This window comes from Chryseobacterium aquifrigidense, assembly GCF_006716485.1.
Lineage (GTDB): Bacteria > Bacteroidota > Bacteroidia > Flavobacteriales > Weeksellaceae > Chryseobacterium > Chryseobacterium vietnamense.
This window is the reverse complement of sequence record NZ_VFPD01000001.1, coordinates 388,017-412,708: the sequence shown is the minus strand read 5'-3', so window position 1 is coordinate 412,708 and position 24,692 is coordinate 388,017. Positions and strand designations below refer to the sequence as shown.

Sequence of the window (24,692 nt, the reverse complement as noted above, 5' to 3'; positions counted from 1 at the left end):
TGAGAGAACTGCAACTTTGTGGAGATTCTTTCGTATTCCTTTAACAGACCGTCAAACCCAGCTCAGAAAAAAAATCAATAGAACGGACTTTAATCCGTTTTAATTAGTAATCAAAATAGCAATCGGCTTTTGCCAAAAAATAGATTAAACGCAATGTTCGCAAAGATATGACGAATCCTTTTTAATTCGTTCGCTAAGACGTTACACTCAGCAAAGATACCAGAAGCTTGAAGGATAATCAGCTGCAAAATTCAATAGAAACGGGCTTTAGTCCGTTTAATTAATTATCAAAAACTCGATCGACTTTAGTCAAAACCTGGATTAAACGCAATGTTCGCAAAGGTATGACGAATCATTTTTAATTCGTGCGCTAAGGCGTTACACTCAGCAAGGATATCAGGAGATGGAAAGATAATCAGCTTCAAAATTCAATAGAAACGGGCTTTAGTCCGTTTAATTAATAATCAAAATCCCGATCTACTTTAGTCAAAACATGGATTAAACGCAATGTCCGCAAAAGATTAGATGAATCGTTGTAATTCGTGCGCAAGGGCGTTCCACTCAGCAAAGATATCCCTCCGTTCATATTAATAAACGATGACTCATCATTAAAAAAGAAGTTCTGTAATCTGATACCAGAATGCGGAAGTGAAAAATCCTACTATAATACTGACGCCGATGATCAGATTGGTCAGTTTTGTATTCAGTCTGAACTGTTCTGCAATGATACTTGAAGTAACCAATGTTGGCATAGCCGCTTCAAATACTGTAATTTTTGCCACATTCCCTTTAATTCCCAATAATAAAGCCATGCCCAGAACAATTGCAGGTGCCAGGATCAATTTATAAAGCATGGACATAGACATTTGAGGAATCAGTTTTTTCCATCCGTTAAATTTCAACTGTAACCCGACTGAAAACAGAGCTAACGGACTTACCGTTGCTGCCAGCTTATCAAAGAAAGGTTCTGCAACGGTAAAGTCAATGAACTGAGACAATACCAAAGCAGATATACAGCCAATTAATGGAGGGAATGTAATGAGTCTTTTTAAAATAAAAACAGCACTTACTTTTCCGGATTTACTGCCTCCTTTTACGGCAGCAATAATTCCGAGCGTGGAAAGGGCAAAAAACATGGTCTGATCACAGATAATCGCAATACTCAGAAGCCCTTCGCCATAAAAGGCACTGATTAAGGGAAATCCGATAAATGAAGTATTACTATACCCGCTTGCCAATTCCAACGTACTTCTGGACCTTCTTGAATATCCCCTGCTTTTACTGTAAAACATCATAAAAAAGAAACAGAACACCGAAATTAAAAATGTGGCTGCAATCGGGAACAGCATTTCTGTTGTCCATTTTACTTTGGGCAGATATTTAAACGAAACTGCCGGAAGAGCAAGATAAAGAATCCAGGTATTGATGCCTTTATGAGCATCGGGGTGGATAGATTTTGTTGCTTTGAATACCATTCCTGCAATGATACACACTGCAATCAGAACAAAATTTACCATAACTGTAATAAAATATGAGGCAAATTTACGGCTGATTTTTGAGTTGGAAGGGTAAAATTTATATTTTTTTGGTAGAATTTCTTATAAAACTTTTCTGCTTTAAACCTTATAGGTTTATAGATCTACCTGCCGGAAATTTATAACTGCTTGAAATAATTTTTTCAGAATATATTTTACTTCTTTATAACATCCCAAAGACTCGTCACCTCTATATTTTCCAAGGGCATTGAAAGTATTATTCTTTTTGAAGTTCCCGGCAACAGATCAAAGAAATTATCGCTGAAATGAGTATCACCAATCAAATAAATGTCTTTTGCAAGCACGTCTGTTGAGATTTCAATTTCAGTTGGTGATATTTTCCTGATTTTAATCTCAGGTTGCAAGAGTTTCAGATCTTTTGGTTTATTAAAAAAGTACAACTTTTCGAATTTTGTGTCTTTTTCAGAAGTGATCTTTAAAACAGCTCCCGACAAATCAAACTGAGCCAGCTCTGTCTTATTGATGCTTCGGATTTTCTTACTCACATCAGCATTGATAATATCTGACTGATTGGCTTTCCAAAGTATTTTCCCTTTGAAATCAATGAGCTCAAAATTAATATCTGCATTAAATCTTTTCGCGAGATCACTGATCAGATAAAAGTCATAACTTTTATCGGTTTCGGCAATTGATACCAAAACAGGTTCAAAGCTTCTTTTCGCCTGATAATGGAAGGCTTTCCAGTTTCCAAGATAATCAATGGAAGACCAGGAAACTACGGGCCAGCAATCGTTGAGCTGCCAATACAGCGTTCCCATATTGTAAGGTTTTGCACGGCGGTGGGCTTCAATGGCGATCTGCATCCCTCTTGCCTGTAAAAGCTGTGAAACATAATTGTATTGTACGAAATCCGTAGGAATTTTATAATCACGCTTCAGGTATTCATTGATAATATCCCAACCTCTGGCATGTTTTTCATGTGCTTTTATCGTTGGATTCTGAAGATTTAAATCCGGAATTCCTGAAAACATGAATTTGGTAGTTTCAAGAGTTGGTGTTCCCTGAAAACCGTATTCAGACATGAAACGTCCTACTTTTTCATTATAAATTTCAAAGGGCTGCTCACCCCACCAAACACCCCAATAGTGAGAATCTCCTTCTGTAAGGCTTTCTTTATGTCCCCAGCCGATAGACGGCGAACTTGGCCAATATATATTTTTATCTGACTTCAGGTTTTCTGCCAATGCATTGGGAATGACTTCATGAAACAACTTTTTATAGTCTTTCCAAACCTGCAGTGAATCGTTTTTTGAATAATTGAACTGTTTCTGGTATCCCCAGTTGACAATGGCTTCATCAATTTCATTATTGCCGCACCACAAAGCAATAGACGGATGATTCTGAAGTCTGTTGACCTGATCTTTTACTTCTTCTTTTACATTGTTTAAAAATGCTTCGTCCGCAGGGTAAAAACTTCCTGCAAACATAAAGTCCTGCCAGACCAGGATTCCGTTTTCATCACAGGCTTTGTAAAATTCTTCATCTTCGTAAATACCGCCACCCCAGATGCGGATCATATTCATATTAGCGTCCTTTGTATCTTTGATCAGTTTCTGATATTTTTCCCAGGTCATTCTTGGTGAAAAACTATCGCCCGGAATCCAGTTGGTTCCTTTGATATACAATGGCTGCCCATTTACTTTAAAATAGAATGATTTTCCTTTTTCATCTTTTTCCTGAATCAATTCTACGGTTCTTAATCCTATCCTGATATTCTTAGCATCAATATTTTTCTGATCTTTGGAAAGCTTTACCTCGAAATCGTAGAGGTGAGCTTCACCGCGTCCGTTTGGCTGCCAGAGCTTCATTCCGGCTGTTTTGTAAGCAACCGATATTGTATTGCTTCCTTTTTTTAAAGATACTTTTTTGTGAATTTTATTTAGATCCAAGATATAATCACCGGCATTCTGAGCATAAATTTCTACGTCGAAACGTAGATCATTGGAAGTGTCAGAAACTCTCTTCTGAATATCCTTAACCGTAATAATTTTAGCATTATTCCAGAATTCAAGCTGAACGTCTTTCCATATTCCTGCCGTAACCAGTCTTGGCCCCCAATCCCATCCGAACTGATACTGTGCTTTTCTTACAAAGCTTCTTGGGGATTCCGGCATGGTAAACGGAACTTTTTTAGCAAGTTCTTTTCCGGTATTGACAGCAGATTGCAACTTAATCTGCAATACATTATTACCCGGTTTTAGATATTGTTTCACAGGAATATTCCATTTCCTGAACATATTGTCTGTTTTCTTCAGCAGCTGACCATTAAGGTAGATTTCGGAAAATGTATCCAATCCGTTAAAAACAAGGTCAATATTATCGTTCTTTAAATCCCGAGAGGAAACTGTAAATGCTGTCTGATAATCCCAGTCTTCATTTTCAATCCATTGTACTTTCTTTTCATTTTCATCTTTAAAAGGATCAGAAATGATCTTATTCTCCATCAAATCCAGATGAACGGTTCCCGGAACTTTCGCAGGAAGCCAGTTTTGATCTTTAGAATTTTTAAACTGCCAGTTCTCTGAAGACAAGCTCCTTTGGGAAAACTGTGCAAAAAGGATATTCTGTGTGAAAAGAAAAGCAAAAAGGATCGTTCTATTCATCAATAAATTTGTTTTGTATTGTTACCATACCAGTGATTTTGTCATTCCGAGGTACGAAGGAATCTCTACCACAAGAACTAGGTTCCTGCTGCGTTTGGAACGGCAAACTAAGTGTATATAACGTATTATTTATTCTTCAACGCAGCCACTTCATCCGCGTTGGCAAAAGCACCACCATCCGTAATGGCTGAAGAATGGAAGTAACCCGCATTGGTAATTGTTCTTATCTCTTCAATATTGGATGAGCGAAGTCCGCCTCCTACAAGGATTTCTAGTCTTCCATCGGAAAGTTTAACCAGTTTCTTAAGATTTTCTTTTCCTTCAGATACATTCGGTTTCTGGCCGGAAGTAAGAATGGTGGTAAAACCACATTCAATTACTTTTTCCAACGATTCTTCCAGACTCGCAGCACGATCAAAAGCACGGTGAAAAGTACATGGAAGTGGCGCTGCCAATTCTACTAAGACTTTATTCTGTTCAATGTTAACCTCATCATTTTCATCCAGAATACCGAATACAAAACCATCTGCCTGTAAAGATTTCAAATGAACAAGATCATTTTTCATCTGTTCAAATTCTGAATCCGAATACGTGAAATCACCTCCTCTGGGACGGATCATTACAAATATAGGGATCGTAATTTTTTCACGAAGTTTTTTCATGGTTTCGAAGTCCGGAGTAGTTCCACCTTCACTCAGGCCATCACATAATTCTATTCTGTCTGCCCCATTTTCAAAAGCAATGATCGCTGATTCAGGATTAAAACAAGCTATTTCTATTTTTGACATTGTATTGTATCTATTTAATTTGACTTTGGTTCGTCCTGCAGTACATCTGCAATCAGAAAGGAACCGTTTTCTTTTACTACTTTTATTACTGACGGATATTCTGCTTTAAAATTTTTGTCTGTCAGCACTACATTGAATAGATATTCATCTTTTGAGGAGAGTTCTAAATCACAGCTTCCAACTTCAATTTTATCCCAGTCCTGTGCTGTAATCAGGAAGCCCGCTCCAACACCTGCTTTACTTACATCAAATCTGGTTTTCCATTTATCCTGAAATTCTTTATCGGTAAGACTTCCATCAACATCAAGATCAACATTCATCGCATCCATTTTATAATCGAAGTAGTCTTTGGTTGTGATTTTCCGCATATTCTTTTCTTCACTTCCGATGTCAGCTTTAAAATAATCGACAATACTTTTTTCCAACCATTTTTTAGCAGCTTCAGCTTCATTGGATTTATTATGCAAAACTACTTTTTCTTCTGTCTGCACTGATTGGGCATCTGTTTTTATCTCCTTCTTTTCTTCCTTGCAGGCAATAATAAGAAACAAAGAAGTGATGATCGTTCTTTTCATATTTGTTTTTATGTTCTGGCTAAAGCCAATGGATATCATTTATTGTTTAAATGGGCTTCCTTCGTCTATGCTCAGGATTATAGCACATTCCTATTGAATTTTTAATTATTTCAAAGCAAATTCGGGAGTTTCAAGGCGGTTTCCTTTCTGATCGTGCACCGCAAAGTTGAATCCGTCCTGAATACAGTAAGAACCATATTCTCCCTGTTTATTGATGGCAATAAAACCTACCTGAATATCCTTCAGATTTTTGTTTCTTCGCTGATTGATTTTTACAATTCTGTCCACGGCTTCTTTACAGGCTTCCTGTGGATTTCTGCCCTGTCTCATCAACTCAACCACAAGATGCGTTCCTACTGTTCTTATGACCTCTTCACCATGACCTGTTGCCGTCGCAGCACCTACTTCATTGTCTACAAATAAACCTGCTCCGATGATCGGAGAATCTCCTACTCTTCCGTGCATTTTGAACGCCATTCCACTGGTAGTACAGGCTCCGGAAAGGTTCCCCTGCGCATCCAAAGCGATCATTCCTATGGTATCGTGGTTTTCAATATTGGCAATAGGCTTATACTGGCTGGTTTTTAACCATTCTTTCCATTCTTTTTCTGATTCGGGAGTAAGAAGATTTTCTTTTTTAAAACCTTGTGAAAGGGCAAACTGTAATGCTCCGTCACCTACCAGCATAACGTGGGGCGTTTTTTCCATAACAGCTCTCGCAACTGAAATCGGGTTTTTAACATGTTCCAAGCATGCTACGGAACCGATATTATAATTCTCATCCATGATACAGGCATCCAGCGTCACTCTTCCGTCTCTGTCCGGACGGCCTCCATATCCTACACTTCTTTCTTTCGGGTCTAATTCTACGAGACGTACTCCTTTTTCTACCGCATCTAAGGCTCTTCCTCCTTTTCCAAGAATGGTCCATGCTTCTTCATTGGCTTTTAATCCGAAATTCCAGGTGGAAAGAACGATAGGTTTATTGATGATTTTTTTGTTTTCAGGCAGTTCTCCGGCCATCAGCTCCAAAGGGTTAATGGTAAGTGCTGCGGTTGCAATTCCCAGTTTTTTGATAAAACTTCTTCGGTTATTGTTCATTGGATGTAAGAATTATTTAATACAAAGCAAATATCTTAAAAAAATCCATTGAAAATGATATCGTTTTCTCACTATTTTTCTTTGCTATTTTTTATTATTTTTATAATGGTTATTTTAATTAATATATATGTTTAAAACCTTTAGAAAAATGGATTGCTTTAAGGAATTATCGGATGAAGAAATCCAAGTCCTTGCAAGCATCAGTACTCCTAAACTTCTTCGAAAAAAAGAAAAACTTTTAGAACCCGGCCAGCCATTTAATCAATTGTTTATATTGACCAATGGCCTTCTCAGATTTTTCTTTGACGATGAAAACGGAGTTGAAATTAATACTTTTCTGCCCTCAGAAAAAGAGGTTGCCTTTCTGGAAAGCCCGGAATCCTATTCAGCTGAAGGCACAAAAAAGTATACGATACAAGCTGTAATTGATTCTCAGATTTTTCTTTTTAACAAAGGAGAATTTGAGCAGACTGCCTTTCAGCATAAAGGAATTTACAATTTGTATCTGAAATCTTTAAAACAGATTATCAGCATTTTATCTGCCCGCACAGAGCAGTTCTGCAGGAGCTCACCGCTTTCCCGTTATGAGGATTTTCTGAACAATCATCCGTTTGTCTGTCAAAATGCCAACAGAAAGTATATTGCTAATTTTCTGGGCATTACTCCAAACTCTCTTTCCCGTATTACGGCCCGCGACAATAAAAAAAAGAATCAAGGAAAAAAATAACTTAAGAATACTTTTAATTGTTCCATTCAGTATAATTTTGTCCGGTCAAAAACTTGTTCTTCACATATAAAAAAACCAAATGAAAAAAAATATCAACATCTTCAAAGCATTCCACCGTATAGAATAGTCTTTACATCTTAACAGGATTAAAATATGATCGTCCGGATATTCCTCCGGATCTGAATCTGTATTTTCTTAAGTCAACATTTTATTACCATTTTATATTTTATGCAAAGAATAACCACCATTCTCTGCCTGTTACTCGCATGCAATTTTGTACAGGCATCTACAGGCAATATTGAAGACAAAATAGCCGACGGAGCGTCCTGGCTTATCCTATTTGTACTGCCTGCTGCCGGAATTTATATCTTCTGGAAAGCTCATATTTATCCGGAAAAAGTAGCAGAAAAGAAGAATCATCCTCAACTGAATGCTATCAAAAGCATGTGCCTTCTTTCTCTAATCTTTGGTGGTCTGTTATGGCCGGTTGCCTTAATCTGGGCCAACTATAACTATGGAAACCAGACGACGACTGAAGAAGAAACAGACAACAAGGATTTACCTGAAGAAGAATTTAAACCCATCGAAAATTAAAAAACATGCTGGAATTACTAGTCGCAATATATGCCGGAATATGCTGGCTTCTCATTAAAAAATTAAAACTGATCCCATGGACATTTACCACACAGGTAATAGTATATTCACTACCTATTTTCGGATCTATCGCTTTGATCTTAAGTTTAAATTATTTCTGTCCCATTACCTCTGATGTAAAGGTAGTAAACCGAAGTGTGGATATTACTACTCAGGTTTTAGGAAAGGTAAAGAAAGTATATGTGAAGACCAACCAGGAAGTAAAAAAGGGAGATACTCTATTTGTAATTGACAGAGAACCTTATCTACAGGAAATTAAATCACTGGAAGCTAAACTGAGCAGTATGAAAGCTACCGTACATTCTTATGATGCAGATATATCAGCATCAAGAAAAAATATTATGGCATTACAGTCGCAGCTTGATCTTGCCAGCAAAAGAGTCTCTCAATACCAAGAACTGGTACAGGCAGGAGCAGCCAACAAATTTGATCTGGACCAGGCTATAACCAATGTACGTGATCTGCAATCCAGAATCAGTGCTGCCCAGTCACAACAGCAGTCACTGGAAACAAAATCCAATGCTTCTTATGGTGGCGAAAACTCATCAGTGTCTGAGATCCAGGCTAAGCTGGAACAGGCCAAATGGAATCTTTCCCAAACCGTTGTCCTCGCACCTACCGATGGTGTGATTCCGAATGTTCAACTGAATGAAGGAGCAATTATGGCACCCTTCAAATCTGCATTTGTTCTGATTCAGAAACAGCAGTCAGTCATTGGATTCTTTGCTCAGAACGAGCTTGAAGCCGTACAAAAAGGAAATGAAGTGGAACTTGCTCTGAAAACCGAACCGGGAAAAGTAGTGAAAGCCAGACTTGAATATGTGATTGATGCTACAAGCCAGGGGATTATGAATAATGCCGGAGGAATGCTGGGCGGAAACGGTACTACAGCCGGACTTCCTGATACGGCAAGACAATTACCGGAAACCGATGGAAAGCTTATTGCCAAGTTTATCCTGGAAGACAGTCAGAAACAGCTCACAGTGGGAGCAAGAGGAGCAGCAGTGATCTATTCTGATCATGTAAAACCTCTTCATCTTATCCGAAAAGTAATGGTTCGCATCAACAGTAAGATCAACTTCCTGATTCCTAAACTTCATTAACATGTACAAAAAGTTAATTTTAGTGAGCGTATTGGCTGTAAGCTTAAGCTCATGCATCGGTTATAAAGAAGCTACAAAGGAAAACATAGATCAGCTTAAAGAAAAGAGCGAAATTGCTTCTCATCTACAAATACCGGATGACTGGATTTTTGACAGAAAAGCAGATCCAAAATCAATTTCCTATGACTGGATCAATGATCTTAAAACTTCTCAACTGGAAGCACTGATTAATGAAGGCATGTTGTATAATGCGGATCTGATTATTGCCAGAGAAAAGCTTAATCAGGTTGAGCTGGCAATGGAAATTGCCGGAAGTGACCTGTATCCGAGTGTAAGTGCTGTTGCCAACACGTCCAATAATCTGGTCAGTGGCAGCCAGGTACAACGTCTTGCATTAAAAGCCAATTGGGAAATTGACCTTTGGGGTAAGAATAAATCTTCACAGATGGCCAGCACCAGCAGTTATTTTTCTGCAAAACATCAGAATACACTGCTGCATCAGTCTATTGCCGGGATGATTGCCAAAGCTTATTTTCTGAATATTGCAGGAAACATTCAGGAAGATAAGATTGAAAGCTATATTCAGAAGACCAAAGACCTGGAAAAGCTTTATATCATTCAAAAGAAAGTAGGAACGGCAAATGCTATCGATGTTTCCAATATTTCTGCCGAAATTATTTCCCTGCAGGGTTATCTTGAAAAGATTAAAAATGCCAATATGCAGTCGAGAAGATCCCTGGAACTTCTCACCGGAAAATATCCGGAAGGAAAACTGGCAACCCAGAATTTCTTTACTCCTGTGAAGAGTAATATTCCTGAATCTTTCCCTCTGGAGCTTCTTGAGAACAGGTCAGACATACAGGCAAGCCATTTTCAGATCGAAAAAGCATTTTATGAAGTACAGGAAGCTAAAGCGGCAAGACTTCCTTCATTAAGTATAAGCTCTTCTCTTGGCAGTGCCGGAAGTAATGTGGAAGCCATTAATTCTTTATTTTCCAACCCTTTGTTGAAAGTGGGCGGAGGATTGGTTTCTCCCCTATTCAACGGTGGAAAGCTTAAAAAGAATGTGGAAGTAAAAAACTCCCAGCAGAAGCAGGTTGTTGAAGAATATTCAAAAGCTGTTCTGAATGCATTGAATGAAGTGGAATCTTCTTTAGCCAATCTCCGTTCTATTGAAAAGCAGATGACGTATACAACCAACGCTGTCAATGAACTGAAAAATAATATTTCTCTTACTGAAAAACAAATAAAGGTCGGTACCAGCAACAGTTTCGTACTGATCCGTAAACAAAGGGACCTATTGAAAAATGAAATGAACCTCATCAATCTGGAACTTCAGTACAGAATAGAGCGTATAAATCTTTATATGGCTTTAGGTGCGGAGAACTTCATTTATTCATAATTTTTATACTTGTGAGACTGCAGATTATTTCCTGCAGTCTTTTTTATCAAGTGTCAATGAGGCAGTTTATCTCTGAAATATCCATATACCCATGTTCCGGCAACAGCGCTCAACAAGGTAACGGATACTGCTAAAGCTCCTGTTCCGATCTGAGCAAAAAGAGGACCCGGGCATGCACCTGTGATCGCCCAACCAAAGCCAAAAATCAATCCTCCGTAAATCTGACCTTTATTAAATTTTTTAGGAGTCAGTGTAATAGGTTCTCCATATATTGTTTTTATATTGAATTTTTTAATCAGCCCTACTGAAATCATTCCCACCAATACAGCACTTCCAATGATTCCGTACATATGGAAAGACTGAAGACGGAACATTTCCTGTATCCTGAACCAGCTGATCACTTCTGCTTTTACGAAAATAATTCCAAAAATAATTCCTGCAGCGAGGTATTTCAGATTGTGATACCATTTGTGAGTAAGGGTACTTTCGTTCACACAAACAGCATCCTGATGACGTATATCTTGTTCTTTTTCTTTTATCATAATGTAAATTTCTCTTTTTAAAATTATTTACAGGGACAGAATGACAGGCAGAATAATATTTGCCATTAAAAATCCACCGATCATGAAACAGACTGTTGCCACCAAAGACGGCCACTGTAAGTTGGAAAGCCCCATAATGGCATGTCCGCTGGTACATCCTCCTGCATATCTTGTTCCGAAACCCACCAAAAATCCTCCCACAACCATCATGATAAATCCTCTGAGAGTCAACAGGCTTTCGAAATTCATCAGTTGTAACGGAACCAGATTGCTGTAATCGGTAATTCCGTAGCCTGCCAGTTCAGCTTTAAGATCGGGATTCACTGTTATTTCGTTAGGGTTTACCAAAAAATGGGCAGCAATCCCTCCGAAAAAGATTCCCAGGACAAAAAACAGATTCCAGGCTTCTTTTTTCCAGTCGTATTTAAAAAAATTCACATTGGCAGGGATACAGGCTGCACAGATATGCCTTAGTGAGGAACTTATTCCAAAGGATTTATTTCCCATTATCAGTAAAGCAGGCACTGTAAGCCCAATCAACGGGCCGGCAATATACCACGGCCAGGGTTCTTTTATAATCTCCAGCATTTTTTATTTTTAATCTAATGTACTTAAAATTTTAGTCAGACATACAAAATCGCTTTTAGGAATATCTGTCGAGGCAATCGCTTTAAAACCACCTTCAATTTCTGAAAAGTTTCTATACCCTCTTGCCTGAAGAATACCCGCTGCCATTGTACTTCTGTAACCGCTTCCACAGTGCATGTAGAAATGTTCTGTTGGTTCTATCTTATGAATCCATTCATTGATATAGGCCAGAGGTTTACTGTATGCTTCATGAATATGTTCTGCATGATATTCACTTTCTTTTCTTATATCAATGATTTTTGCTTCTTTTTCTCTGATTTCAGTTTCAAACTGTTCTGCAGAGATACGGTTGACAAAGTCCGTTTCTTTTCCGCTTTTTTTCCAGCTTTCAAAACCACCATCCAGAAAACCTAGAATATGATCAAATCCTACTCTGCTCAACCGCGTTACCGCTTCTTCTTCAGATCCTTTTTCACTAACGAGCAGAATAGGCTGGTTTACATCAGCAATTAAAGCACCTACCCAGGGAGCAAAATCACCATCCAATCCTATATTGATGGACTGCGGGATAAAGCCTTTGGCAAAATCACGGTTGGATCTTACATCTAAAATCAAAGCACCTGAAGCCTCAGCAATTTCCTCAAACTGTTCCGGGGAAAGAGCGTGCAATCCTTTCGAAAGAACTTCATCAAAACTGCTGTACCCTTTTTTATTCATCATTACATTCATTCCGAAATAAGCCGGCGGAGGTAAAAGTCCATCTGTTACTTCTCGTATAAAGCTCTGTTTATCCTTTTGATTCAAAGCATAATTGGTTCTTTTTTGGTTTCCCAATGTATCTACGGTTTCTTTCTGCATATTTTTACCGCAGGCTGAACCGGATCCATGAGCTGGATAAACAGTAATACCATCATCTAATGGCAAAATCTTATGGTACAGACTATCATACAAAAGTCCCGCCAGCTCTTCCTGAGTCATATTCGCTCCTTTCTGTGCCAGATCAGGACGTCCAACATCCCCAAGGAATAAGGTATCTCCACTTAAAAGAGCGGTTTCAGTACCATTTTGATCAATTAACAGGTAGCATGAACTTTCAAGGGTGTGTCCTGGTGTATGTAGAACTTTGATTTTAATATTTCCTATTTCAAATATCTGATGATCTTCTGCAATGATTGCCTCAAACTCAGGTTTTGCGGTCGGGCCATACACAATCGGAGCTCCTGTTTTATCGCTTAAGTCCAGGTGCCCGCTTACAAAATCTGCGTGAAAGTGGGTTTCAAAAATGTATTTCAACTCTACTCCATCTTCTTTCAGTCTGTTGATATAAGGTTGTGTTTCTCTTAAAGGGTCAATAATTACAGCTTCTCCTGCTGAGGTAATATAGTAAGCACCCTGTGCGAGGCATCCTGTATAAATCTGTTCTATTTTCATTGTATTTTATTTTTTGATTATTTTATCTGATACAAATTTCCTGCATTCCTTTTTCCTGTACAGCTACTTTTGTTACATAAGAAAATTAAAGGAAGATTTCCTTCGTAATAATATAAATACCCATGATCAGGATAAACCACCCGAATGCAGGTTTGAGCTTTTTACCGTCAATCTTTCCGGATAATTGTGAGCCTATTATAATGCCGGCTATGGCAATGGCTGTAATAGAAATGAGAAACTTCCATTCTATTTTCATATGATTAACAGAGGAAAAAAAGCCGATCAGAGAATTGATGGAAATAATAACTAATGAAGTTCCTATCGCCATCTTCATGGGAATTTTTAACAAGTTAACCAATGCAGGAATAATCAAAAACCCGCCTCCTGCTCCCACCAATCCGGTTAAAACACCTACGATTGAGCCCTGTCCTGCTGCCAGATAAGCATTGTTTCCAGTACTTTCTAAAGATTCTTTTGAGGAATTGCTTTTGATCATTTTATAGGAAGCAAGGATCATCAAAGCTGCAAAAATCAATAATAAAAGAATGTTTCTGGTAATAATAAAGTTCTGTATTTGAAATACTTCCTCAGGAATCAAAGGAAGAATATATTGTCTTGTCAAAAAAATCGAAATTACTGAAGGTATTCCGAACACCAGCGCCATTTTAAAATTGACCAGTCTCTTTTTAAAATATGACACGGAACCTACCAAACTGCTAATCCCCACTACAAAGAGTGAATATTCTGTTGCCAGAAAAGCATCGATTCCAAAGAGATAAACGAGTACAGGAACCGTGAGAATACTTCCTCCACCTCCTATTAAACCTAGAGAAACACCAATTAAAATTGCTGCTGTATATCCTATAATTTCCATTTTTATTCAACTAATTCTGATGCAAAAATGGAAAGATGAAAGAAAGTCTACAGCTACTTTTGTTACATAAGGAGAGATTAAACACGGATGAGCACTAATGGTTTCACAAATGACACAAATAAGCTATTGTGAGGGATATTGAGATTGCTTCACCTACGGTTCGCAATGACAGGTTGACCACCCCGTCAAAAATTCTTTGAATTTTCGCCACCCCTCCGGAGGAGGGGAATATGAGTACCTTTGATTGAAGTAAAGTAAGGGTTATGAGTTCAGGGTTTTCAAAAGAGTAATTTTGTTTCTACCCAATTTGAGTTTTCCATCTTCTTCCAGCTGTTTGAGGAGTCTTGAAACCACTACCCTTACGGTTCCCAACTCATTGGCCAGTTGTTCATGAGTGGTATGAATGGTTTCAGAACGGGTCAGTTCAGATTTTTTCTGCAGCAGATTGAGAAGCCTTTCGTCTACTTTTTTGAAAGCAATGGCATTGATGATATCCAAAAGTTCTTCAAATCGTTTATGATACAATCTGAAAATATAATCCAGCCATTCAGGATGTTCTTTGATGAATAAAGATACTTTATCTACCGGTAAAAAAAGAATTTCAGCATCCTCTTCAATCTCAGCTTTTACAATACTTTTTTCATTGTGCATGCCGCCAAGAAAAGACATAATGCAGCTTTCCCCAGCTTTGATGTAATATAATAAGATTTCACGTCCGTCTTCTTCGGTTCTGATTACTTTCAGCATTCCTTTCATCACAATAGGAATGGAACGGATGGAAGCATTTTCATCTAAAATAATGTCTCCTTCATGGTAGTTTTTTGTTGTACCATACTGATACAGCTTTTCTACCAGCTCCGGTGAAGATGAGAATTCGGAAGAAAGTATGGTGTTGTCCTGCATTTTATTCTAATTTACGCCAATTTCATCAACAAACAACCATGCTTTGGAATCTGCTCCGGGATTTCCTGCCGGAATAGTCCCGGCATTTTCAATACTTACTTTCAGGTATTTCGCATTCTGCATTCCTACATTCACTTTGATCTTTCCCTTGGCTTTCTGAATTTCAGATGTCTCAATTTCTTTGATCAGTTTAAAATTCATGTTATCATCAGAAACAAAAATCTTTGCAGATTTGGCCAGATGAATCCAGCTTCCTTTGTTCTCAAGGGTATTGAAATACACTTCTGAAAAAGCTGTTTTCTGACCAAAATCTATGGTTGCCACAACATCTTTTCCCTGAAAGCCCAGCCATGTTTTGCCCAGTTGTTTTACATTTCCGATAATACCGTCTACTAAGGTGAAAGCTCCTCCGAAAGAATAGTTTTCACTCGGTTGCTGCTCTAATGTTATGTTTTTCCCTGTGGTTTTTGAAATTGTAAATTGCTGTGATGAAACAGCGCTCTTTAATTGTCCGTCTTCAAAATAGGCCGATTTAATTGTTAAAGAATTAGGTATCTGAACTGCATTCTGATACGTTTTAGAATTGATGGAAGGGTCTGTTCCGTCAAGTGTATATCGGATGCCATTTGAATTCTGCGAAGTGGAAAGCTCGTAAGCAATTCCATTTTGGGAAGGAATTACTTTTCCTGTAATGTTATAAATGCTTCTTGCATAATTTACTTTCATATCATCCAGAACCTTAAACTGACTGATCACCCTGTTTTCGAATTCTTTATAATTTTTAGGATCTGATGTTCCCCATCCCACTTCAGAAAGTGCCATTAATCTTGGAAAAATCATGTACTGTACCTGTTTGAAATCTAAAATATATTCTGTCCACAGGTTAGCCTGAACTCCCATAATAAATTTGGCTTGCTCAGCATTCAGTTCAGAAGGAATAGGATTATAAGAGTATACTTTTTCCAGGGGTGTAAATCCTCCAAAAGCATTAGGTTCAGATTGCGGATCTCCCTGATAGTGGTCAAAATAACAGTAGGCGCCGGGAGTCATTACGGCAAAGTGTTTTGATTTTGCGGCTTCAATACCTCCGTTCACGCCCGTCCAGCTCATTACGGCTGCATTCGGAGCTAGTCCGCCTTCTAAAATTTCATCCCAGCCGATAATTTTTCGGCCTTTACTGTTGACATATTTTTCTATCCGATGAATAAAGTAGCTTTGCAAACCATGTTCATCTTTCAGATTATTTTTCTTAATCAGTTCCTGACAGTGCGCGCATTCTTTCCATCGTGTTTTCGGACACTCATCACCGCCAATATGAATGTACCGGGAAGGGAATAATTTGATGACCTCATCCAGAACATTTTCAAGAAAAGCAAAGGTTTCATCCTTCGGGCAGAAAACATCATCAAAAACACCCCATTTCGTAGCGGGTTCAAAAGGTCCTTTGGTACATGCCAGTTCAGGGTATGCTGATAAAGCGGCCAATGCATGTCCCGGCATTTCAATTTCCGGGACCACAGTAATATGTCTGTCCTGGGCGTATTTTACTACTTCTTTTATTTGTTCCTGTGTATAAAAATAAGGTCCATAAGGTTTTCCATCAAACGTATTGTCTACATAAGCTCCAATCATAGATTCCTTGCGTTTTGAACCAATCTGGGTAAGTTTAGGATATTTTTTGATTTCAATTCTCCATCCCTGATCATCCGTTAAATGCCAATGAAAGGTATTAAGCTTGTACATTGCCAGATAGTCAATATATTGTTTTACTTCATCCACTGTGAAAAAGTGACGGCAGACATCCAGGTGCATTCCTCTCCAGGCAAACTTTGGCTGGTCTTCGATTTTCATTGCCGGAATTTTCTTACTCTCTTTGTATTGTTGGAAAATCTGAATTAAAGTTTGAAGGGCCAGAAAATAACCTTGCTTCGTATAAGACTTAATATGGATTTGCTTTGGAGAGATTTCTAATGAATAATATTCTTTTTTCTGCTGAGTTTCTGCTTCCGAAGGCGAAGGAATTACAGAGTTTGTTAAATGAATTCCACCACCTTTCTGAGCATATTGAAATTCTGACTGAGAACCCATTCGGTTTTTAAAATAGGCAGTTTCCTCTTTTGGCAGATCACCACTTAATACAAAAGTTTTTGGGATTACAAATTCACCCTGTAAAAGTTGAACTTTTTGAGGATAAGGGATTAGATTTAATTTATTTTGAGCAAAAATCACGTTTGAAATCAATACAAAAAGTACTAAAAAAGTCCGTATCATGAGATGGGGTTAAGGTTTGAGCTAAGATAATTATTTTTCAAAACTCTTTGAACCTTTTTAAAAACAAATTAAATACGTTAATTGTTTAGATTCTTGTAAAATGAATAATTTACCGTTGTTCAAGTATTCCATATAGAAATTATTCTATTAAATACTAAATATTATGGTTTGCTTTTTGATCAATTTAGTCGACTTAAAAAAATTAAAGGTTTAAATTTGTAAAAAAATAGGATGAAAAAAAACATTTTTCTGGCAGCCGCTTTATTATTTTCTTTATCAGCTCAGGCACAAATTTTTGATATTATAAAATCTGCTGTTAAAGATAAAACTGGTGTAGATCTTAATGTTCCAGTAAAAAATAATGGTACAATAACTTCTACCAAGACAACCACTACCACCTCAGGCAATTCATCTGCCAATATTGGAAACCTTACTTCCAGTCAGATTTCTTCAGGATTAAAAGAAGCTTTAACTATGGGAGTAACAGATGGTGTAAAAAAACTGGCGGTCACCGATGGCTTCTTCAAAAATGAAGCAGTAAAGATTTTAATGCCTGAAAAATTAAGAAAGATCGATACAACGCTACGTTCCATCGGAATGGGAAGCCTTGCTGATGAAGGGGTGAAATTACTGAACAGAGCTGCCGAAGATGCCGTAACAGAAGCTGCACCTATTTTTACAAATGCTATTACTTCTATGACGATTACAGATGCCAAAAACATCCTGTTAGGCAGTAACAATGCTGCAACAAGTTATCTGCAGGGAAAAACCCAGACTCAGCTGTTTAATGCCTTTCAGCCCAAAGTAAAAGCTTCTTTAGGTAAAGTAGGTGCTGACACCCTTTGGAAAAATCTGATTTCAAAATATAATACGTTTACCGGACAAGCTGTAACTACTGATCTTAACGAATATGTCACTACAGAAACCATCAACGGTGTTTTCAAAATGGTTGCCGATAAAGAAAGCGGAATCAGGAATACGCCTGCTATGAGGACTACGAGTATTCTGCAAAAGGTGTTTGGAGCTCAGGATGGGAAATAAAATAAGATTAGACTAAATATATAGAAGCTGTTTCATGATGAAACAGCTTTTTTGCTATAATTTCTTTTGTCTTGAAACAAAAGAAACAAAAGTTCAAGACCTGGATCTCTCCGCTAAAAATAATTCCTGTTCTCTAAAAATTCTAAACTTACGCGAATTCATTATTTCTTAATCAGTTCTAAGTTTGTCTCGCGCTTCGGACAGGAGAATTTTTTTAACGTTCTCAGGAGTTATTTTTTTGACGCTGCGAGTTCCGATGTCGTTTAAAGTCAGCTATAGAACTATTTGTCTGGCCTAAATGATAATAACAGTGTTTTTTTATGTGTTAATTTCTTTTGTCTTGAAACAAAAGAAACAAAAGTTCAAGACTTGGATCTCTCCGCTAAAAATAAGTTCTGTTCTCTAAAAATTCTAAACTTGCGCGAAATCATTATTGCTTAATCGGTTCTGAATTTGTCTCGCGCTTCGGACAGGAGAATTTTCTTAACGTTCACAGAAATTATTTTTTTAACGCTCCAAGTTCCGATGTCGGGGTGAAAGGTATCTATAGAACTATTTGTCTGAGCATACATGACAAGGGCTCTGTTTTGTTACTGTTTTAATTTCTTTTGTCTTGAAACAAAAGAAACAAAAGTTCAAGACTTGGATCTCTCCGCTAAAAATAAGTTCTGTTCTCTAAAAATTCTAAACTTGCGCGAAATCATTATTGCTTAATCGGTTCTGAATTTGTCTCGCGCTTCGGACAGGAGAATTTTCTTAACGTTCTCAGGATTTATTTTTTTGACGCTGCGAGTTCCTATGTCGGTTTTAAACTCATTTGTATAAATATTTGTTTGAGTATAAATGAACAAAGGCATTGTTTTTTGTCTTAAAACAAAAGTTCAAGACCTGGACCTCTTCGCTAAAAATAATTCCTGTTCTCTAAAAATTCTAAACTTGCGCGAAATTATTATTGCTTAATTGGTTCTGATTTTGTCTCGCGCTTCGGACAGGAGAATTTTTTTAACGTTCACAGGACTTATTTTTTTAACGCTCCGGGTTCCTATGTCGGTTTATTTGCTATGTTTTATAAAAGTTTCGGCCTCACTTTGTGAGGCCGAAACTTTTTATATTGATCATCAGATTAGAACTGCATTTCAGGAATTTCTCCTTCAATGATCAGATCTGCTTCTGTAGCTTTAATAATCTCTTCTACTGAAACGCCTGGTGCTCTTTCTACCAGCTTAAAACCTGCCGGAGTTACATCCAGAACAGCTAGTTCAGTAACTACTTTTTTCACACAGTTTACTCCTGTTAGAGGAAGTGTACATTTCTTAAGGATTTTGCTTTCTCCTGCCTTGTTCACGTGCATCATAGCAACGATTATATTTTCAGCAGAAGCTACAAGGTCCATTGCACCTCCCATTCCTTTTACCATTTTTCCCGGAATTTTCCAGTTGGCAATATCTCCGTTTTCTGAAACTTCCATTGCTCCAAGGATAGTAAGGTCTACTTTCTGACCACGGATCATCCCGAAACTAAAGGCAGAATCAAAGAATGAGCCTCCTTCCAGAATAGTAATAGTCTGTTTTCCGGCATTAATGATATCCGCATCTTCTTCTCCTTCGAAAGGGAAAGGTCCCATTCCCAAAACTCCATTTTCACTCTGGAATTCTACGGAAATACCTTCCGGAACATAGTTGGCAACCAAAGTAGGAATCCCAATTCCCAGGTTTACATAATAACGATCTTTCAGTTCTTTTGAAATTCTTTTGGCAATTTGTTCTTTTGTAAGCATAATAAAAACTTAGACTGCAATTTAATTATTTTCACTTGAATACAAAAGGGCTTTGTTGTATTCAACAATTAACACTGTTAGTTAAAATAATATCTGTAATTTTGTTCCATTATTTTTTAATAGAATGAAAATACTTTTTAGATATCTTAAACCCTATCAGTGGCTGATTATCATCTCTTTATTTTTGGCTACTATTAACCAGGTTTTCTCTTTATTTGCTCCGGCCATTACAGGAAATATCCTGGATCAGCTGGTTACTCATCCCAACTTTTTTGATAAGGAAAAACTATTGCCCAGAAACCTGAATGAATATTTATACGGAAGCTCTGCCTATCACGGTGCTTTTTACTTTTTGGGGCTGCTTATCGGGACTGCCATGGTGAGCAGAATTGCGAAAGCTTTTCAGGATTATGTGGTCAGTGTAATTACTCAAAAGTTTGGAGCAAAAATATTTACAGACGGATTAAAACACTCGATGGCATTGCCCTATCAGGAGTTTGAAGATCAGAGAAGCGGTGAAACCTTGTCTATTTTGACGAAAGTAAGAGAAGATACGGTAAAATTCATTACGAATTTCATTAATATTTTCTTCGGAATTCTGGTAAGTATTATTTTCGTTTCGGTGTATGCGATCCGTTTACACTGGTCTATCATGCCGGTTTATATCTGCGGGATTTTTTTTATTGCCATCGTCACCAATTTATTGAGCAAGAGAATAAAAGTGATTCAGAAAAATATTGTGACTGAAACCACAGCTTTAGCCGGAAGTACTACTGAAAGCTTAAGAAACATTGAAATTGTCAAAAGTTTAGGATTAACCAATCAGGAAGTGATCCGTTTAAATAACAATACGTATAAGATTCTTGGGCTTGAACTTAGAAAGGTGAAAAGCATCCGTTCTTTGAGTTTTATCCAGGGAACCATGGTTAATTTTCTTCAACAGTTGATTACCCTGACCCTTTTATTTTTAATTTTTAAAAACATTGTAACTCCGGGCCAATATCTGTCGCTGATGTTTTACGGTTTCTTTATTTTCGGGCCTATGCAGGAAATTGGAAACATTATTATTTCTTATCGTGAGGCAGAAGCTTCACTTCAGAATTTTGACCGTTTGATGAAAAAAGAGGTAGAAGAAAAACCTCTTCATCCGAAACAAATCGGAGCTATTGAGGAACTGGAATTCAAACATGTTTCTTTCAAGCATCAGTCTGCTCAGTACAAAGCTTTAAATAATATTTCTTTTGATCTTAAAAACGGTGAAACCATTGCTTTTGTGGGACCGAGCGGTTCCGGAAAAAGTACTTTGGTGAAACTGCTGGTTGGATTGTACAGACCTCAGGAAGGAAATATTTTTTACAATGGTATCAATGGAAAGGAATTTGATTTTGACGAACTGAGAAATCAGATTGGTTTTGTCACACAGGATACTCAGTTGTTTGCCGGAACGATTAAAGAAAACCTTCTTTTCGTTAATCCTTCAGCTACGGAAGAGGAACTGGCCATTGCTTTACAGAAGTCAAGTTGCACCGCATTATTGGAAAGAGCCGAAAAAGGAATTGAAACTGTTATCGGTGAAGGCGGCCTGAAGCTGAGCGGTGGTGAAAAGCAAAGAATCGCTATCGCAAGAGCTCTTTTAAGAAAACCTCATCTTTTAATTTTTGATGAAGCTACTTCTGCACTGGACAGTATCACGGAAGAAGAAATTACCACTACCATCAAGAATATTTCCAAAGAAAGAGAACAGATTACCGTTCTCATTGCGCATCGTTTAAGTACGATTATGCATGCAGATAAAATTTATGTTCTTGAACGCGGACAGGTTGTAGAAACCGGATCTCATGCCAATCTTATTGACGAAAAAGGGCTTTACTATGCCATGTGGAGACAACAAATCGGAGAAAGAAAAACACTTACTCCCCAAGCATAAAAAAAGCGCTGATGAAATATTCAGCGCTTTTTATTTTTATTGTTTTGAACTTATTCTTTAGTTCTTACAGTTCTCTGTTCAATTCTTTTTTCAAATTTTTCTCCCTGGAAAATTCTTTGAATCATGATTCCCGGAATATGAATTTCATTCGGATCCAATTGTCCCGGTTCTACCAATTCTTCTACTTCAGCAATGGTAATCTTTGCAGCACCTGCCATTGGGTGATTGAAGTTTCTTGCAGATCCCTTGAAGATAAGATTTCCTGCATGATCACCTTTCCATGCTTTTACGATAGAAAAGTCTGCATCGTAAGCATGCTCCAGAATATGAGGTTTTCCTTTGAATTCTTTTACTTCTTTCCCTTCTGCTACTTCAGTTCCGTAGCCTGCAGGAGTGTAAAAAGCAGGAATTCCAGCCTGAGCAGCTCTGCATTTTTCCGCTAAGGTTCCCTGAGGAGTAAGTTCTACATCCAATTCACCTGAAAGCATCTGTCTTTCAAATTCAGCATTTTCTCCTACATAGGAAGAGATCATTTTTTTAATCTGTCTTTTGTGAAGCAGTAATCCTAATCCGAAATCATCCACACCTGCATTGTTTGAAATACAAGTAAGATCTTTCACATCGCTTTCTACCAAAGCATTGATTGAGTTTTCAGGGATTCCGCAAAGTCCGAATCCGCCAAGCATCAGTGTCATTCCATCATTAATTCCTTCGATGGCCTCCTTTGCATTTTTTACTCTTTTATCTATCATGAAATATTAGATTTTTCTGTTGGCTAAATTTAATAAATTTTCTTGTATATCCAGTGAGTGGAAACAGTGCTGAATTTGATACATTTTTAAAACATCATTTTCAACATTTAAAAACATAAAAATCAGACCATTACTTTAAAAACCGAACAAGTCTGTTCATTTTTTGTATTATTTCTCATGAATTTCATATATATTTGCGCTCTCAAAGCCTGGAACACTGTATTTTTTTTAGTTCCGGCTATCACTTAAACACAACTTTAATGTAGAAATTATTTCAATGGCGGACAATTACTGCCCTTTTCGCTTCTCTTTGGATCGCTACGAAGATCTCTTTCAACACTGTTCATCACATTAATCATATAAAAATATCAAAGCTTACAAAAAAACATGAAAAAATTATTTACCTCAGCATTACTTGCACTGGTACTCAGCATCAATGTATGCGCACAGGAGAAAACTTATTTTGATGAAAACTGGGAAAAAACCACTCAGGACAACATGGAATATTACCGTGAAACGATTTCAAAAGGAAAACTTACCCTTATCAAAGATTTCTATAAGGATGGAAAACTTCAAATGGAAGGATTGGCTTCAGACACCACTCCCAACAATGAAGTTTTTGAAGGAAAAGTAACCTGGTATACTGAGGAAGGGAAGGTTTTAAATTTTGTCACCTATTCCAACGGACAACAGGTTGGCCCTGCCCAGACTTATGATATGAATGGCAGGCTGACAGAAGATGTCGTTTATAAAGCCGACGGAAGTTTTTCAGGAAAGATGTTCAGTTATAAGGATGCTGAGGATGGGATGGATTTTAATATTCTGGTCGAATATGAAAACTCAACGCCCGTAAAAACAACCGTTTATGATGATGATATTAAAGGGATCAGAAATGAAACCATCATTGATAAGGACAGCAACACCGAAACAAAATATTACGGTGAAAAAGGAAAATACCTGGGCAGCAATACTACCTCCGGTTCAGGTGAAAATATGGTGGTGGATTATTATTCCAGCCCAATGAGGATTTCCAAGATAGAAAAATACAGAAAGGACGGCAGTGTAAAGGAAGGTGTTGTCTACAGCAAAACCGGAAAGATTTTACAGGAACAGAAAATGAATAAAAAAGATGGCTATAAAACCACTTATGATGAGTCGGGTAAAAAAATAGGTCATCTGGTCTACCAATATGATAAGGAAAATGATATTTATAATCCAATGGATGGGGATGATTATCATCTGGCTTATGAATATTCACAGATTTCCTCTATTGATACTTATGAAAAAGGCTCAAAGGTAACCAGTAAATATTTTGATGAAGACGGAAAGTTATCCTCCGAGCAATTTTTAAAAGATGATCTTATCCAGGAAATTAAATATTATTCCCCGGAGGGAAAGCTGAAATCTACATTAACATATAAAGATGGTATCCCTTATAATGGTACCACTTATGAAGGCTTTAATGAAACAGTCTATAAGGAAGGTATTATCGTAAATATCAAAAGCTTTTTTGAAGGTAATAACACGAAGCTGAGTTTTGAAAAAAAGCTGAACGCTAAACAAACAGGCTATGATGCAACTGTTTATGACCCAAAAGGCACTATTTTATATACATTCACACAACCGATCAGTGAAGATGGGGAAGATTATTCCTTCACGGCACAAATCACACAGTATGTAAAAGGGAAACCTGCACATAAGTCTTCTGTAAAAGCAGGTGTCATTCAAAGCGGAAAAATCAGAATAAAAACATGGGATGGAGCTAAAGAACTTGAACGCAGCGGGAAGTGGATCTTGTTAAAGCTTTATAATATGGATGGGAAACTGATTCAGGAAACTAAAACGCTGGCCGATGTTCAGGATGAAAATGCTTCTGCTGAAAACCAGACACTGATCAGCGAGGATGATCTGCATCATCTATTTGACTAATTACCACAACTATATATCAAAGGCGGTTTCATTTTTTTGGAATCGCTTTTTATTTAACCACAGAGGGCACAGATTTTCACAAATAATATGGGTAATTTTATGATTACTTACATCCATAAAAAAGAGGCTATCATTTCTGACAGCCTCT

At 37.5% G+C, this 24,692-nt stretch carries 20 protein-coding genes; 7 read left to right on the top strand and 13 right to left on the bottom strand.

What is annotated here, in order from left to right; all coding sequences use genetic code 11:
* Positions 1–608: 608 nt before the first annotated feature.
* The 5 genes from FB551_RS01790 to FB551_RS01770 form a co-directional block, all read right to left on the bottom strand.
* A complete protein-coding gene (locus FB551_RS01790; protein ID WP_142014427.1) occupies positions 609–1,517 on the bottom strand; it encodes an AEC family transporter in 909 nt (302 codons plus the stop codon).
* A 173-nt stretch (positions 1,518–1,690) separates the two neighbouring features.
* Complete coding sequence (locus FB551_RS01785) at positions 1,691–4,159, bottom strand: beta-mannosidase (RefSeq protein ID WP_142014424.1); 2,469 nt, start codon at positions 4,157–4,159, stop codon at positions 1,691–1,693.
* Positions 4,160–4,284: 125 nt separating this feature from the next.
* Positions 4,285–4,947 carry a copper homeostasis protein CutC gene (locus FB551_RS01780; RefSeq protein ID WP_142014421.1) on the bottom strand — a complete coding sequence of 221 codons (663 nt, stop codon included), beginning with the start codon at positions 4,945–4,947 and terminating at the stop codon, positions 4,285–4,287.
* Between the two features lie 14 nt (positions 4,948–4,961).
* Positions 4,962–5,522: a hypothetical protein gene (locus FB551_RS01775; protein WP_167497812.1), complete on the bottom strand. Its 561-nt coding sequence runs from the start codon at positions 5,520–5,522 to the stop codon at positions 4,962–4,964.
* A 105-nt stretch (positions 5,523–5,627) separates the two neighbouring features.
* On the bottom strand, positions 5,628–6,623 hold the full coding sequence (locus FB551_RS01770; RefSeq protein WP_142014416.1) for an isoaspartyl peptidase/L-asparaginase family protein: 996 nt from the start codon (positions 6,621–6,623) through the stop codon (positions 5,628–5,630).
* Positions 6,624–6,771: 148 nt separating this feature from the next.
* On the opposite strand from FB551_RS01770, the gene FB551_RS01765 reads away from it, so the two are divergent.
* The 4 genes from FB551_RS01765 (at position 6,772) to FB551_RS01750 (ending at position 10,509) form a co-directional block, all read left to right on the top strand.
* The gene (locus tag FB551_RS01765; RefSeq protein ID WP_226798597.1) at positions 6,772–7,350 is read left to right on the top strand and encodes a Crp/Fnr family transcriptional regulator; all 579 of its coding nucleotides are present in this window, start codon (positions 6,772–6,774) and stop codon (positions 7,348–7,350) included.
* A 228-nt stretch (positions 7,351–7,578) separates the two neighbouring features.
* Complete coding sequence (locus tag FB551_RS01760; protein WP_082001976.1) at positions 7,579–7,944, top strand: DUF3302 domain-containing protein; 366 nt, start codon at positions 7,579–7,581, stop codon at positions 7,942–7,944.
* 5 nt (positions 7,945–7,949) lie between these two features.
* Complete coding sequence (locus FB551_RS01755) at positions 7,950–9,107, top strand: HlyD family secretion protein (protein ID WP_047432330.1); 1,158 nt, start codon at positions 7,950–7,952, stop codon at positions 9,105–9,107.
* A gap of 1 nt (position 9,108) precedes the next feature.
* Positions 9,109–10,509, top strand: a complete 1,401-nt coding sequence (locus tag FB551_RS01750) for a TolC family protein (RefSeq protein WP_142014410.1) — start codon at positions 9,109–9,111, stop codon at positions 10,507–10,509.
* A gap of 53 nt (positions 10,510–10,562) precedes the next feature.
* Here the strand turns inward: FB551_RS01750 and FB551_RS01745 are convergent, their stop codons facing one another.
* The 6 genes from FB551_RS01745 to FB551_RS01720 all read right to left on the bottom strand — a co-directional run bounded on the left by FB551_RS01745 (position 10,563) and on the right by FB551_RS01720 (position 17,118).
* Entirely contained in the window at positions 10,563–11,051 is a 489-nt protein-coding gene (locus FB551_RS01745) for a DUF6691 family protein (protein ID WP_142014409.1), read from the bottom strand.
* A gap of 27 nt (positions 11,052–11,078) precedes the next feature.
* The gene (locus FB551_RS01740; protein WP_142014406.1) at positions 11,079–11,639 is read right to left on the bottom strand and encodes a YeeE/YedE family protein; all 561 of its coding nucleotides are present in this window, start codon (positions 11,637–11,639) and stop codon (positions 11,079–11,081) included.
* A gap of 9 nt (positions 11,640–11,648) precedes the next feature.
* The gene (locus FB551_RS01735) at positions 11,649–13,070 is read right to left on the bottom strand and encodes an MBL fold metallo-hydrolase (protein WP_142014404.1); all 1,422 of its coding nucleotides are present in this window, start codon (positions 13,068–13,070) and stop codon (positions 11,649–11,651) included.
* Positions 13,071–13,155: 85 nt separating this feature from the next.
* Positions 13,156–13,944, bottom strand: coding sequence for a sulfite exporter TauE/SafE family protein (locus tag FB551_RS01730; RefSeq protein WP_142014401.1), 789 nt, complete (start codon positions 13,942–13,944; stop codon positions 13,156–13,158).
* Positions 13,945–14,205: 261 nt separating this feature from the next.
* Positions 14,206–14,847 (bottom strand): Crp/Fnr family transcriptional regulator, encoded by a 642-nt coding sequence (locus tag FB551_RS01725; RefSeq protein ID WP_142014399.1) that lies wholly within the window; start codon positions 14,845–14,847, stop codon positions 14,206–14,208.
* A 6-nt stretch (positions 14,848–14,853) separates the two neighbouring features.
* A complete protein-coding gene (locus tag FB551_RS01720) occupies positions 14,854–17,118 on the bottom strand; it encodes a beta-N-acetylhexosaminidase (protein ID WP_142014397.1) in 2,265 nt (754 codons plus the stop codon).
* 231 nt (positions 17,119–17,349) lie between these two features.
* On the opposite strand from FB551_RS01720, the gene FB551_RS01715 reads away from it, so the two are divergent.
* Positions 17,350–18,159, top strand: coding sequence for a DUF4197 domain-containing protein (locus FB551_RS01715; protein ID WP_047432351.1), 810 nt, complete (start codon positions 17,350–17,352; stop codon positions 18,157–18,159).
* A 1,123-nt stretch (positions 18,160–19,282) separates the two neighbouring features.
* On the opposite strand, the gene FB551_RS01710 is transcribed toward FB551_RS01715, so the two are convergent.
* Complete coding sequence (locus FB551_RS01710; protein ID WP_142014394.1) at positions 19,283–19,936, bottom strand: CoA transferase subunit B; 654 nt, start codon at positions 19,934–19,936, stop codon at positions 19,283–19,285.
* A 124-nt stretch (positions 19,937–20,060) separates the two neighbouring features.
* Between FB551_RS01710 and FB551_RS01705 the strand changes: the two genes are divergently transcribed.
* Entirely contained in the window at positions 20,061–21,863 is a 1,803-nt protein-coding gene (locus FB551_RS01705; protein ID WP_142014392.1) for an ABC transporter ATP-binding protein, read from the top strand.
* Between the two features lie 50 nt (positions 21,864–21,913).
* On the opposite strand, the gene FB551_RS01700 is transcribed toward FB551_RS01705, so the two are convergent.
* Entirely contained in the window at positions 21,914–22,615 is a 702-nt protein-coding gene (locus tag FB551_RS01700) for a CoA transferase subunit A (RefSeq protein WP_047376945.1), read from the bottom strand.
* A 387-nt stretch (positions 22,616–23,002) separates the two neighbouring features.
* Here FB551_RS01700 and FB551_RS01695 point away from each other — a divergent pair, with 387 nt between their 5' ends.
* Positions 23,003–24,544 carry a toxin-antitoxin system YwqK family antitoxin gene (locus tag FB551_RS01695; RefSeq protein ID WP_142014390.1) on the top strand — a complete coding sequence of 514 codons (1,542 nt, stop codon included), beginning with the start codon at positions 23,003–23,005 and terminating at the stop codon, positions 24,542–24,544.
* Positions 24,545–24,692 lie beyond the last annotated feature (148 nt).